The sequence below is a fragment of the Serratia grimesii NBRC 13537 genome (assembly GCF_001590905.1).
GTDB classification, from domain to species: Bacteria; Pseudomonadota; Gammaproteobacteria; order Enterobacterales; family Enterobacteriaceae; genus Serratia; species Serratia grimesii.
Genome location: NZ_BCTT01000013.1, coordinates 41898 through 54971, shown reverse-complemented (window position 1 = coordinate 54971; position 13074 = coordinate 41898). Strand labels below are relative to the sequence as shown.

General features: G+C 54.5%; 14 protein-coding genes. 9 read left to right on the top strand and 5 right to left on the bottom strand.

From position 1 onward, the window contains the following. Window positions 1–8 precede the first annotated feature (8 nt). The 3 genes from SGR01S_RS17285 to amiA all read right to left on the bottom strand — a co-directional run bounded on the left by SGR01S_RS17285 (window position 9) and on the right by amiA (window position 2455). Window positions 9–464 (bottom strand): YaiI/YqxD family protein, encoded by a 456-nt coding sequence (locus tag SGR01S_RS17285; protein WP_037424104.1) that lies wholly within the window; start codon window positions 462–464, stop codon window positions 9–11. Further along, window positions 464–1384 (bottom strand): oxygen-dependent coproporphyrinogen oxidase, encoded by a 921-nt coding sequence (hemF, locus tag SGR01S_RS17280; protein ID WP_061808111.1) that lies wholly within the window; start codon window positions 1382–1384, stop codon window positions 464–466. The genes SGR01S_RS17285 and hemF overlap by 1 nt, the downstream gene beginning before the upstream one ends. Before the next feature lie 183 nt (window positions 1385–1567). Then, window positions 1568–2455 (bottom strand): N-acetylmuramoyl-L-alanine amidase AmiA, encoded by an 888-nt coding sequence (gene amiA / locus SGR01S_RS17275; protein WP_037424057.1) that lies wholly within the window; start codon window positions 2453–2455, stop codon window positions 1568–1570. A 205-nt stretch (window positions 2456–2660) separates the two neighbouring features. On the opposite strand from amiA, the gene SGR01S_RS17270 reads away from it, so the two are divergent. Continuing rightward, complete coding sequence (locus tag SGR01S_RS17270) at window positions 2661–3086, top strand: GNAT family acetyltransferase (protein WP_061808110.1); 426 nt, start codon at window positions 2661–2663, stop codon at window positions 3084–3086. Between the two features lie 43 nt (window positions 3087–3129). Here SGR01S_RS17270 and SGR01S_RS17265 read toward each other — a convergent pair whose 3' ends face one another. Continuing rightward, window positions 3130–3528, bottom strand: coding sequence for a YgiW/YdeI family stress tolerance OB fold protein (locus SGR01S_RS17265; RefSeq protein ID WP_061808109.1), 399 nt, complete (start codon window positions 3526–3528; stop codon window positions 3130–3132). 172 nt (window positions 3529–3700) lie between these two features. On the opposite strand from SGR01S_RS17265, the gene SGR01S_RS17260 reads away from it, so the two are divergent. From SGR01S_RS17260 to cysM, 8 genes are all read left to right on the top strand, one after another. After that, window positions 3701–4165, top strand: coding sequence for a DUF2919 domain-containing protein (locus SGR01S_RS17260; RefSeq protein WP_037424048.1), 465 nt, complete (start codon window positions 3701–3703; stop codon window positions 4163–4165). 133 nt (window positions 4166–4298) lie between these two features. After that, complete coding sequence (locus tag SGR01S_RS17255) at window positions 4299–4883, top strand: RpoE-regulated lipoprotein (RefSeq protein ID WP_061808108.1); 585 nt, start codon at window positions 4299–4301, stop codon at window positions 4881–4883. A gap of 358 nt (window positions 4884–5241) precedes the next feature. Beyond that, window positions 5242–6141 carry a Dyp-type peroxidase gene (locus tag SGR01S_RS17250; RefSeq protein ID WP_037424042.1) on the top strand — a complete coding sequence of 300 codons (900 nt, stop codon included), beginning with the start codon at window positions 5242–5244 and terminating at the stop codon, window positions 6139–6141. Between the two features lie 205 nt (window positions 6142–6346). Then, window positions 6347–7369 (top strand): sulfate ABC transporter substrate-binding protein, encoded by a 1023-nt coding sequence (locus SGR01S_RS17245; RefSeq protein WP_061808107.1) that lies wholly within the window; start codon window positions 6347–6349, stop codon window positions 7367–7369. Then, complete coding sequence (cysT, locus tag SGR01S_RS17240; RefSeq protein ID WP_037424035.1) at window positions 7369–8202, top strand: sulfate/thiosulfate ABC transporter permease CysT; 834 nt, start codon at window positions 7369–7371, stop codon at window positions 8200–8202. Before SGR01S_RS17245 ends, cysT begins: the two co-directional genes overlap by 1 nt. After that, window positions 8202–9077 carry a sulfate/thiosulfate ABC transporter permease CysW gene (cysW, locus tag SGR01S_RS17235; RefSeq protein ID WP_037424033.1) on the top strand — a complete coding sequence of 292 codons (876 nt, stop codon included), beginning with the start codon at window positions 8202–8204 and terminating at the stop codon, window positions 9075–9077. The genes cysT and cysW overlap by 1 nt, the downstream gene beginning before the upstream one ends. Continuing rightward, window positions 9067–10155, top strand: coding sequence for a sulfate/thiosulfate ABC transporter ATP-binding protein CysA (gene cysA / locus SGR01S_RS17230; protein ID WP_061808106.1), 1089 nt, complete (start codon window positions 9067–9069; stop codon window positions 10153–10155). The genes cysW and cysA overlap by 11 nt, the downstream gene beginning before the upstream one ends. An 82-nt stretch (window positions 10156–10237) precedes the next feature. Then, complete coding sequence (gene cysM / locus SGR01S_RS17225) at window positions 10238–11119, top strand: cysteine synthase CysM (RefSeq protein WP_061808105.1); 882 nt, start codon at window positions 10238–10240, stop codon at window positions 11117–11119. Between the two features lie 3 nt (window positions 11120–11122). Here the strand turns inward: cysM and SGR01S_RS17220 are convergent, their stop codons facing one another. After that, window positions 11123–13072 (bottom strand): MacB family efflux pump subunit, encoded by a 1950-nt coding sequence (locus tag SGR01S_RS17220; protein ID WP_061808104.1) that lies wholly within the window; start codon window positions 13070–13072, stop codon window positions 11123–11125. Window positions 13073–13074: the final 2 nt, after the last annotated feature.

The window sequence follows — 13074 nt, the reverse complement described above, 5'->3', positions numbered from 1 at the left end:
GGGCGCAATTATTGCGCCCGTTTTGCCTGCTGTAGCCACTTGTCCAGCTCGTTGGCGAACTGCTGGCGATCGCGCTGGTTCAGCGTATTCGGACCACCGGTCTGGATACCGCTGGATCGCAGCGTATCCATAAAGTCGCGCATGTTCAGACGTTCACGAATGGTGTCCGGCGTGTAGCGTTCACCACGTGGGTTCAACGCCACCGCACCTTTCTCAATCACTTCTGCTGCCAGCGGGATATCGGCGGTGATCACCAGATCGCCTTTTTCGCAGCGGCGCACGATTTCGTTATCCGCTACGTCAAAACCGGCTGCCACTTGCAGCGTGTGGATGTGTTTTGACGGCGGCGTTCTCAGTGGCTGATTGGCCACCAGCGTCACCGACATAGCGGTACGATCCGCTGCCCGAAACAGCACTTCTTTGATCACGTTTGGACAAGCGTCTGCATCAACCCAAATTTGCATCATTCAGGCTCCTTCAGCCAATCGCGCACCGGTAAGAAATCACGGTACAGCGCTGCTTCCGGGCTGCCTTCTTCCGGTTGATAGTTGTATTCCCAGCGCACCAGCGGCGGCATTGACATCAGGATGGATTCGGTACGTCCACCGGTTTGCAGGCCGAACAGTGTGCCTCGGTCCCAGACTAAATTGAATTCCACATAGCGACCACGGCGGTACAGTTGGAACTGACGTTCTTTATCGCTCCAACTCAGCGCCTTGCGTTTTTCTACGATCGGCAAATAAGCATCAAGGAAGCCTTCGCCCACGGCTTGGGTAAACGCAAAACAGGTGGCGAAGTCCGGGGTGTTCAGATCGTCAAAGAACAGGCCGCCGATGCCACGTGCTTCGTTACGGTGTTTGATAAAGAAATAGTCGTCGCACCACTTTTTGTATTTGGGGTAGACCTGTTCACCGAAGGGCGCACACAGTTGTTCGGCAGTGCGGTGCCAGTGAACGGCGTCTTCTTCAAAGCCATAGAACGGCGTTAGGTCAAAGCCGCCGCCAAACCACCATACTGGCTCTTCACCGGTTTTTTCCGCAATGAAGAAGCGCACATTGGCATGGCTGGTGGGGATATAGGGGCTGCGCGGGTGGATGACCAGCGACACGCCCATGGCCTGGAAGCTCCGACCGGCCAGTTCGGGACGGTGTGCGGTAGCGGATGCGGGCAGGGTAGCGCCGGAGACGTGTGAAAAGTTGACGCCTGCTTGTTCGAACACTGCGCCGTCGGTCAATACCCGACTGCGGCCACCGCCGCCTTCTTCACGCGTCCAGCGGTCTTCGTTGAAAACGGCGCCGCCGTCGGCCTGGGCTAATTGCGTGCAGATGCGATCCTGCAGTGCCAGCAGGAAGGATTTTACTTCTGCGATGGTCGATAAACTCATACGGAATAATTCACAGCGTCTGACTGAACAAGCCGCAGAGTATATACCCAAAGCCCTTGAAGTTGCAGCAAGGCAGCAAGTGAACAGGTCCCGAAACGCTTAGTTTGGTCATTGATTTGGGCGTGTGATTGCTGCTAACCCTGAGATTCAAGGGGGAACCTTTATTCACTTCGGCTGGCAATATTAGCCCGGTTTTCGTTGGTGTGCATCGTAATAACTGAAGAAACTGATTACACCGTCGGCGATGGCACGGGCGATTTTTTCGCGAAAAGCGGTGGTACCCAGCAGGCGTTCTTCCGCCGGGTTGGTAATAAACGAGGTTTCGACCAACACAGACGGAATTGATGGGGATTTCAGCACGGCAAACGCCGCCTGCTCTGTACTGTTACTGTGCAGATGATGTACCGGGCGAATCTGTCCGAGTACGTGGCGACCAAGTGTCAGACTGTTATTGATGGTATCTGTCTGCACCAGATCGAACAGCACCTGTTGCAGATAATTGTCCTGGTTTTTGTATTTCCCGCCAGCCACATCATCGGCGGCATTCTCGCGGTTAGACAGATAACGTGCCATGGCGCTGCTGGCGCCGCGGTTGGACAGGGCAAACACCGAAGCACCTGAGGCTTCCGGGCTGGTAAAGCCGTCAGCGTGAATCGAGATAAACAGATCGGCCTGATGCTGGTGGGCAATCTCAACGCGTTGGAATAACGGGATAAACTCGTCTTCTTCCCGTGTCAGACGGACTTCGACGTGTTCCTGTTCGTGCAGGATGCGGCGGACGTGGTTGGCAATCTCCAATACGACGTGTTTTTCCTGCGAACCTTCGCTGCCGACCGCGCCGGAGTCGATACCGCCGTGACCGGGATCGATCATTACCAGCCTTTTACTGCCCGACGGTTTAGGTGCAGGTTTGCTGTGTTGGTTGCGCAGCATGCCACCGGATTCGGCACTGGCCGTTTGGCTTTTGCTGCCGAGCAGCACCAGAGCCAGGCCCGAGAGCAGTAATTGGCGTCGCGTAGGAGAAGTGGCAAGCGGCTTAAAATTGAAGAATTGTTTAACCTGCTTTTTCATAACGCTACGCTCCATCGACAAATTCTATTTTGCGACGTTATATCGTATTGATAATCATTAATCGACCTGATAACTATGTCCATTTATTACGCGGGGGACCGGTGATTTCTGGATAATTGCTGGGGTAAATCGCAGTTTGATATTGCGTAAGTGAATAATCACGCGATAATCAGATAAACATCTTAATTAACAGCGGCGAACATCGATGGAAATTCGCGTATTTCGACAAGACGACTTTGAAGAAGTCATTACTCTGTGGGAGCGTTGCGATCTGCTGCGACCGTGGAATGATCCTGAGATGGACATTGAACGTAAATTGAACCACGATCCGGATCTCTTTCTGGTCGCTGAAGTGGGCGGGGAAGTGGTGGGGTCGGTGATGGGCGGTTACGACGGTCATCGCGGCTCGGCGTATTATCTGGGGGTTCATCCGGATTATCGCGGGCGCGGTATTGCCAATGCGTTAATTAACCGTCTGGAAAAGAAGCTGATCGCGCGTGGGTGCCCGAAGATCCAATTGGTGGTGCGTGAAGACAACGACACGGTGATCGAGATGTACGAAAAACTCGGTTACGAGATCCAGAACGTGACCAACCTGGGTAAACGACTGATCGAAGATCAGGAATATTGAGTGGTACTTTGGGCGGTGAAGCTTCACCGCCCTTTGCTATGGGTTATGGCAGCTTTTTGATGTTTTTCACATCGACTTCCACGCTGCTCCAGCCTTTGTCTACTTTCCCTTCCAACTGCACTTTATCTTTCGGGGTAATGGTCTGGCCGTTCCAGCGTTTTTTGTCGATCTCTACTGTCAGAGTGCCGCTGGCGTCGCGGAAGGTATAGGTGTCGTCGCCCACACGCCGCTCAATGTTACCCTGCAGCATCACCCAGGTGTCATCGCTCATTGATTTCACCTTGTCTACGGTGGTCAGCGCGGCACTTGGGCCAGAGAAGCCCCCTTGCTGGGTATTTTGCGTTTGTGTCTGCGGAGCGGCAGGATCGAGGAACCCACCTTGCTGTGCCAGAACCGGTGCGCTGCACAGCGCGATTAATGCGGCCAGGGTATATTTTTTCATCTTAAGCTTCCTTATCTCAATCGAGAATCAAAGCCCTGCCAATCAGGACTGCTGGTTTGATGGGGTTAAGTAAAGCATGAAAATCTTAAGGGGTTCTTAAGCGTGCGCATTGAAAACAATAAATGTGACTCCCATCTGAAGGAGTACTCATGAGATTGATAAGGAATCGACGTTGAAGTCACCCCCACACCGTTTTTCCCCCGACGATTACGATCATCACGGCGCACTGCGTTTGCCGCTGTGGTTTTGGGGCGTCCTGGTTTTACAAGCCCGTACCTGGATCCTGTTTGTGATGGCCGGTGCTTCACGCCAGCAGGGGGAAGGGTTGTTGCAGCTGTTCTATCCGGATACCCAAAGATTCTGGTATGGGATCATGCTGGGGTTGCCGGCGGCGCTGGCATTTCTGTTGGCTCCACGACGTCACCAATGGCCACGATTGTGGCGTGCCTGGCGTTGGGTGCTTTGTCTCTCGCTACTGGCGGCACTGGGCGGTTCAGTGTTCAGCCTGTGGCAACAGGCCGACAATCAGCCACCGTTGGATATGTTATGGATACTGCTTGATGCGCTGGCACTGGCTTATCTGCTGCTGAACCAGCGGCTGAAAGCCTGCTTTACTCAGCAAGAAGAGGTGGGTTAATTGCCGCCTGCGGCGGCACTTTTCTTATTTTCTGCACTCCAAGCTCGCAACTGATGGCGAAGCGTGGGCAGTTGTGAGAGGCTGGCACGCAGCAAAACGCCGGGCCCATGCCTTTGATGTTAAGGAGCTAAAGATGAATATTCGCCCACTGTTGTTAGGGCTCCCGCTGTTACTGACCGGCTGTTCGACCATGTCGAACTTCTCCTGGTCGAGCCTGTCGCCACTTAACTGGTTTGGCAGCAGCCTTGAGGTCAGCGCCAAGGGCGTTGGCGATTTGAATGCCGGCACCCCGATGTCAGAAAGCGCGATCAACGACGGGCTGAACGGCGATTACCGTCTGCGTGGTGGCATGGCCACCAGCCAGGGTCAGATCGTTTCTTACTATCAGGCGATCGACGGTAATGAAGTGAAGCTGGTGATCACCGGCGAACCAAAAGGCCACGTGCAGCGTGTGGACGTGATGGACAGCAAAGTGGCGACCGAATGGGGCAGCAAGCTCGGTACGCCGTTCAGTGACATGTACAAGAAGGCATTCGGTGCCTGTAAACCAGCCAGTGGCGACGACGCAGGCAAAGTGGAGTGTGTGGCAGAACAGAGTAAGTATGTTACCTACATCTTCAGCGGCAAATGGGCTGGCCCGCAGGACATTATCCCACCGGATGACACACTAAAAAGCTGGACGGTCAGCAAGATCATCTGGCACGCCAAACCTCAGTAAGCCTTTCTTTTTGGCGCCCTATTCGCGGCGCCAAACCCTCATAAATTTTTTACCCTATGCATTTCAAACCACAGCTGGGCGACCAGCACGGGAGTCCCCACGAGCTTACTTTAGTAAGTGACTTGGGTGACAAATCTGTCGGGAACAGATGTGAACGCTGCTTGCAGCGGCCCCTAAGGGCGTGGCCCACGGATAGGCCACGTAACTGTGTGCAGTTAACAACGCTGTGGTTTGAAAGGCGACGGGTATCCTTGTTTTCTTTGCGTTCGGGCAAGGCAATTACCCTTGCTTGCGGTATGATACCGCGCATTCGTGACAGGAAGCCTGTTACCCGATTCAGGTATTGAGGATAACGACAATGACACAGGTTCAGAGCGGCATTTTGCTGGAACACTGCCGTTTCGCCATTTTTATGGAAGCCACCGTGCAGGGCGAGTTTGCCGATTTGCGTCAGGGCTGTAAGCAATTTTGCCAGACGTTGACCGAGCTGCAACAGCAGTTCCCCGACGCCCATTTGGGCGCGGTGATCGCCTTTGGTTATGACGTCTGGCACGATCTGTCCAGCGGTCAGGGGGCCAAAGAGCTGAAGCCATTTACCCCGTTGGGTAAAGGGTTGGCGCCGGCGACCCAGCGCGACATGTTGATCCATATCCAATCTTTACGTCATGACGTTAACTTCACGCTGGCGCAGGCTGCGCTCGCGGCGTTCGGCAATGCGATCAAAATTGAAGAAGAAACCCACGGTTTCCGCTGGGTAGAAGAGCGTGACCTGAGTGGCTTTATCGACGGTACCGAAAACCCGCAGGGCGACAAACGTCCTGAAGTGGCGGTGATTGCCGAAGGTGAAGAGGATGAAGGTGGCAGCTACGTGCTGGTACAACGTTACGAACACAACTTGCGTCAGTGGCAGCGCTTTACCACGGAACAGCAAGAGCAGATTATTGGCCGCACCAAGCATGACAGTGAAGAGTTGCCGCCAGAGCAGCGCCCGGACACTTCTCACGTCAGCCGTGTTGATCTGAAAGAAGACGGTAAAGGCCTGAAGATTCTGCGCCAGAGCCTGCCTTATGGCACTGCCAGCGGTAAGCACGGGTTGTATTTCATCGCCTATTGCGCACGCCTGCATAACATCGAAAAACAGCTGTTGAGTATGTTTGGCGATCTCGACGGTAAACGCGATGCCATGTTGCGTTTCAGCCGTGCAGTGACCGGTAGCTATTACTTTGCTCCTTCGCTGACGCGCTTGTTGTCGCTGTAAGAGCGACACCGGAGTCGGCTATCGTCGGCTCCGGTATCATCATCCCTCCTCGCCAAAACCGCCCCGGCCCTGCCTTATAGCGTTTGATGCTTGAAAATCACTAAACGGTATATAAAAGCGTTACAGCTCCGCACCTAGTTATAAATACACTGGTCAACATCAGGGCGAAAGCCCGACAGATTGACTCAGTTAGCTAAGGTGCAGAATGAAACAAACACGGGTTAAAAATATTGTGCTGAAAGGATGGTTGGCAGCGGCGCTGTTAGCCAGTGGCACCGTTTCGGCAACTGAATTGCTGAACAGCTCTTATGACGTTTCCCGTGAATTGTTTGCTGCATTGAATCCTGGTTTCGAGCAGCAATGGAACCAGCAGCATCCGGGCGACAAGCTGACCATCAAACAGTCCCATGCAGGTTCTTCCAAACAGGCACTGGCGATCTTACAGGGGTTACGTGCCGATGTGGTGACCTACAACCAGGTTACTGACGTACAGATCCTGCACGACCGTGGGCAACTGATACCGGCTGACTGGCAGAGCCGTTTGCCGAACAACAGTTCCCCCTTCTATTCCACCATGGCTTTCCTGGTACGCAAGGACAATCCAAAAGGCATTCATAACTGGAATGATTTGGTGCGCGACGATGTGAAGCTGGTATTCCCAAACCCGAAAACTTCCGGTAATGGCCGTTATACCTATCTGGCCGCTTGGGGTGCCGCAAATCAGGCTGATGGTAACGATCAGGCGAAAACTCGCGCCTTTATGACCCGCTTCCTGAAAAACGTATTGGTGTTTGACACCGGCGGTCGCGGTGCGACGACCACCTTTGTGGAGCGTGGCTTGGGTGACGTGCTGATAAGTTTTGAATCTGAAGTGAACAATATTCGTAAACAGTATGGTGAAGACAAATACCAAGTGATCGTGCCGCCGGTCGATATTCTGGCAGAGTTCCCGGTTGCCTGGGTTGACAAGAATGTAGAAAGAAACGGGACTGAACAGGCGGCCAAAGACTACCTGAATTATCTCTACAGCCCGGCAGCGCAGCAGGTGATCACCAGCTACTACTATCGCGTTTACGATAAGCAGGCGATGGCGGCAGCGAAGAGCCAGTTCCCGGACACCAAGTTGTTCCGGGTAGAAGATCAGTTTGGCGGCTGGCCGCAGGTGATGAAAACGCATTTCTCCACCGGTGGTGAGTTGGATCAGTTATTAGCAGCAGGGCATAAGTAATGTTGTCGTTGTCCAGCAAACGGGTTCTGCCTGGGTTCGGACTGAGCCTCGGGAGCAGCCTGTTTTACACCTGTCTGATCCTGCTGTTACCGCTCAGTGCGCTGGTGATGCAGTTGGCGCAAATGAGCCTGGCGCAGTATTGGGAGGTAATTTCCAATCCGCAGGTGGTCGCAGCCTACAAGGTGACGCTGCTGGCTGCGGGTGTTGCCAGCCTATTTAACGCGGTGTTTGGCATGCTGATGGCCTGGATCCTCACGCGTTACCGTTTCCCGGGTCGCACGCTGTTGGACGGCTTGATCGATCTGCCGTTTGCGTTGCCGACTGCGGTAGCCGGTCTGACGCTGGCGGGGCTGTTTTCTACTACCGGTTGGTATGGTCAATGGCTGGCGCATTTTGACATCAAAGTGACGTTTACCTGGCTGGGTATTGCGGTGGCGATGGCATTTACCAGCCTGCCATTTGTGGTGCGTACCGTTCAGCCGGTATTGGAAGAGTTGGGGCCGGAATACGAAGAGGCGGCTGAAACGCTGGGTGCCACACGCTGGCAGAGCTTTCGTCGCGTCGTGATGCCAGAGCTGGCGCCTGCGCTGTTAGCCGGTACGGCGATCTCATTTACCCGTAGCCTGGGTGAGTTTGGTGCAGTGATTTTTATCGCCGGTAACATCGCCTGGAAGACGGAAGTGACTTCACTGATGATTTTTGTTCGTTTGCAGGAGTTCGATTACCCGGCCGCCAGTGCGATTGCCTCGGTGATCCTGGCTGCATCACTGCTGTTGCTGTTCAGCATTAACGTTTTGCAGAGCCGCTTTGGCCGACGCATCGGGGGGCACTGATGGCGGATATCTCTGAGTTCAACGGCGTCGAACGCCCGCGCGTCAACTGGGGCAAGTGGACGTTGATCGGTATCGGCGTGCTGTTTTCGGTACTGCTGCTGGTGGTACCGATCATTTCGATTTTCGCCGAGGCCTTTTCCAAAGGTGCTGGCGCGATGTGGAGTAACCTGGTCGATCGCGACATGTTGCACGCTATCTGGCTGACGGTGCTGATCGCCTTGATTACCGTACCGTTCAACCTGGTTTTCGGTACGTTGCTGGCATGGTTGGTGACGCGTTTTACCTTTCCTGGGCGTCAACTTTTACTGACGTTGATCGACATCCCGTTCGCCGTTTCACCGGTGGTGGCTGGACTGATTTACCTGCTGTTTTACGGCAGCAATGGTCTGCTGGGCGGTTGGCTGGATGCGCATAATATCCAGCTTATGTTCTCTTGGCCGGGCATGGTGCTGGTGACCATTTTCGTTACCTGTCCGTTTGTGGTGCGTGAGTTGGTGCCGATGATGCTGAGTCAAGGCAGTCAGGAAGACGAGGCTGCTATTTTGCTGGGCGCCTCTGGCTGGCAGATGTTCCGCCGGGTGACGTTACCAAACATTCGCTGGGCGCTGCTGTACGGCGTGGTACTGACCAACGCGCGAGCCATTGGTGAATTCGGCGCAGTGTCAGTGGTGTCTGGTTCTATTCGCGGTGAAACCTTCAGCCTGCCGCTGCAGGTTGAGTTATTGCAACAGGATTACAATACGGTTGGCTCCTTTACCGCCGCCGGTTTATTGACCCTGATGGCAATAGTGACCCTATTTTTGAAGAGTGGCCTGCAATGGCGTCTGGAACGTCAGAATGCACGTCTCGAGCGGGAGGAAAATCATGAGCATTGAGATCAACGGTATCAACAAGTTTTTCGGTCGTACCAAGGTGTTGAACGATATCTCGCTCGACATTGCTTCCGGCGAGATGGTGGCATTACTCGGGCCGTCTGGTTCTGGTAAAACCACACTGCTGCGTATTATCGCTGGGCTAGAAAACCAAAATAGCGGTAAGTTGGGCTTCCACGGCACCGACGTTAGCCATGTCCATGCGCGCGACCGTCGGGTGGGCTTCGTATTCCAGCATTATGCGCTGTTCCGCCATATGACAGTATTTGACAACATCGCTTTTGGTTTGAGCGTGTTGCCGCGTCGTGAACGTCCGAATGCAGCGGCGATCAAACAAAAAGTGACCCAGTTGCTGGAGATGGTGCAATTGGCCCATTTGGCTAACCGCTATCCGTCACAACTTTCTGGCGGCCAGAAGCAGCGCGTAGCCCTGGCGCGCGCCTTGGCGGTAGAACCGCAGATTTTACTGCTGGATGAACCTTTCGGTGCACTGGATGCGCAAGTGCGTAAAGAATTGCGTCGTTGGTTGCGTCAGTTACACGAAGAGCTGAAATTCACCAGCGTGTTCGTCACCCACGATCAGGAAGAAGCGATGGAAGTGGCCGACCGTATCGTGGTGATGAGCCAGGGCAATATTGAACAGGTGGGATCGCCGGAAGAGATTGTGCGTGAACCGGCCAGCCGCTTCGTGCTGGAATTTATGGGTGAAGTGAACCGCCTGAGCGGCGAGATCCGCGGTTCACAGCTGTTTGTTGGTGCGCATCAGTGGCCGCTGTCGTTCCAGCCGATGCACCAGGGTAGCGTGGACTTGTTCCTGCGGCCTTGGGAAATGGAAGTGGGTACTGAGAGCAGTGACCGCTGCCCGTTACCGGTGCAGGTGCTGGAAGTTAGCCCGCGTGGCCACTTCTGGCAATTGACCGTGCAGCCGATCGGCTGGCATCAGGAGCCTATCAGCGTGATTTTGCCGGAAGGCAATGAAAACCCGGTGCGCGGCGGTCGTTATTACGTTGGCAGCCTGAATGCGCGTCTGTACGCCGGCGATCAACTACTACAACCTGTTGCGTTAGCTAAAAGCGCCTGATAGTTTTTATACCCGTCATCATTTTAAAGGCAACCCCGGGGTTGCCTTTTATATTACGCACTTCAACACACAGGCAAAGATCGTGACAACGCTTGAACAATGTATCGGTAATACCCCGCTGGTAAAATTACAACGTCTGACGACAGGACTGAACAGCGAGGTTTGGGTCAAACTGGAAGGTAATAACCCAGCGGGTTCGGTGAAGGATCGTGCCGCGCTGGCGATGATTCAGCAGGCTGAGCTGCGCGGTGAGATACAGCCCGGTGACCGTCTGATCGAGGCCACCAGTGGCAACACCGGTATTGCGCTGGCGATGATCGCGGCGTTGAAAGGCTATGCTATGACGCTGTTGATGCCGGAAAACATGAGCCTGGAACGGCAGGCGGCGATGCGCGCTTATGGGGCAGAGTTGATTCTGGTTAGCCGCGAAGTCGGGATGGAAGGCGCGCGCGATTTGGCATTGGAAATGCACAATCAGGGGCAGGGCAAAGTACTGGACCAGTTCAATAATTTGGATAACCCGTACGCCCACTTCACCACCACTGGCCCGGAAATCTGGCAACAGAGCGAGCAGCGTATTACCCATTTCGTTTCAAGCATGGGGACCACGGGCACGATAACCGGTGTCGGTGGCTATCTGAAGAGCCAGAACGCACAGGTGCAGATCATCGGTCTGCAACCGGCAGAAGGCAGCAATATTCCCGGTATTCGCCGCTGGACGCCAGCCTACCTGCCGGGGATATTCCGCCCGGATCTGGTCGATCAGGTATTGGACATTGAGCAGACTGACGCTGAGCAGACCATGCGTCAGTTGGCGCAACGTGAAGGTATTTTCTGCGGCGTCAGTTCCGGTGGCGCCGTTGCGGGCGCGTTGCGGATTGCCGCAGAAAACCCCGGCAGTGTGATTGTGGCGATCATCTGTGATCGCGGTGATCGCTATCTTTCTACCGGTGTTTTTGGCTGAGTATTATTCCCTTTCCAACGCATGTATCGGATCCATCCCGGCGGCACGTTTCGCCGGGAAGAAACCAAAAATAACCCCGATTAATGTCGAGCAGATAAAGGCGGCAACGATAGATTCGGTGGAATAAACCATCGTGAAGTTATCGCTGAATTGGCTGAACAGCACGCCTATCGCCAGTGACAATAACACCCCCAGCGTCCCACCCAGCAGGCACACCAGAACTGCTTCAATCAAAAATTGTTGCATGATGTCGCTGGCACGTGCACCAACCGCCATGCGTACGCCAATTTCACGGGTGCGCTCGGTGACCGACACCAGCATGATATTCATCACCCCAATACCGCCGACCACCAGCGAAATCAACGCAATCATCGACACCAACAGCGTCAGGGTGGCGGTAGTTTGTTCAATGGTTTGGCGAATGCTGTCGGTGTTCATCACGAAGAAATCTTTGCCACCGTGACGTTGGCTCAGCAGGCGCGTTACGCCATCCTCAGCACTGGAGAGATCGACATCATCGTTAACGCGTACGGTAATGCTTTTCAGGTAGCTCTGGCCTAGCATGCGTTTCATCGCGGTGGTGTAGGGGATCCAGACATTCAGGTTTTCATCGCTGCCGAAGCCACTTTGCTTTTTAGCGGCGACGCCGATAATGCGGCAAGGCAGTGAACCGAGCAGGATCACTTCGCCAAGTGGGTTGGTACCGTGAGGAAACAGCGTGTCACGGGTATTTTCGTCGATCACGACTTCCTGCATCAGCTGCTCGATGCTATGACGGTTAAATGCCATGCCGCTATCGATGTTATAGCCACGGACCAGAAAATACTGTTCCCCGACACCATTGACTGTGCCGCTGACCGACTGGTTGCCATAGCGGAACGTGGTGCTGGTGGAGACGGTCGGTGTCACGCTGTGCACGTATCCTTGCTGTGCCAGTGCGTCGGCGTCGGTAGCACGCAGCGTTTGCACTGCGGCTGAGCGCATATCGCCGAAATCTTTACCCGGATAGACCTCCAGTGTGCTGGTGCCCATGGCGTTGATATTGGCCAGTACTTGCTGTTGAGAGCCTTTGCCCAGTGCCACTACCGAGACGACCGAGGCAATGCCAATGATAATGCCGAGCATGGTGAGGAGGGTGCGCAGGCGCTGGGAGGCCATAGCCAAGAGCGCCATTTTGAATGCTTCGCGCAGGCGATCGCGTTGTGATTGCCAGCGGCTGGTTGTGTTATCCAACGCTTTTGGCAGGCGTGCGACGCGTTGGACGGTTTTCTGTCGATCGGCAACGATCTTGCCATCACTGAGTTCAATGATGCGCTGAGCATGTTCGGCAATCTGCATGTCGTGAGTGACAATTACCACCGTGTGGCCCCGTGCGTGCAGGCCTTTCAGGATACTCATCACCTCTTGCCCACTGTGACTGTCCAGCGCACCGGTCGGTTCATCCGCCAGAATCACTTCGCCGCCGTTCATCAATGCACGGGCGATGCTAACCCGCTGTTGTTGGCCCCCGGAGAGCTGACTTGGGCGGTAATTCAATCGTTGCGACAACCCTAGCCGCTGTAATAAATCAGCTGCCCGTTGTTGACGTGAACGGCGTGGATGGCCGGCATACACTGCCGGCACCTCCACGTTGCCCTGCGCACTCAGATCGCCCAGCAGATGATAGCGTTGGAAGATAAAACCGAAGTGTTCGCGCCGTAGTTCGGCCAAGCTATCGCGATCCAACTGTCCAGTACTGCGGCCAGCCACCTGGTAATCGCCTTCGCTCGGGCGATCAAGACAGCCGAGAATGTTCATCAGCGTCGATTTACCGGAACCGGAAGCGCCCACGATCGCCACCATTTCACCCTGACCAATGGAGAGATCGATATTGTTCAATACCGTTACGTTTTGTTCACCGGCTTGAAAACGGCGGCTGATGCCGCGCAGTTGCAGCAAAGGTTGTTGGCTCATGG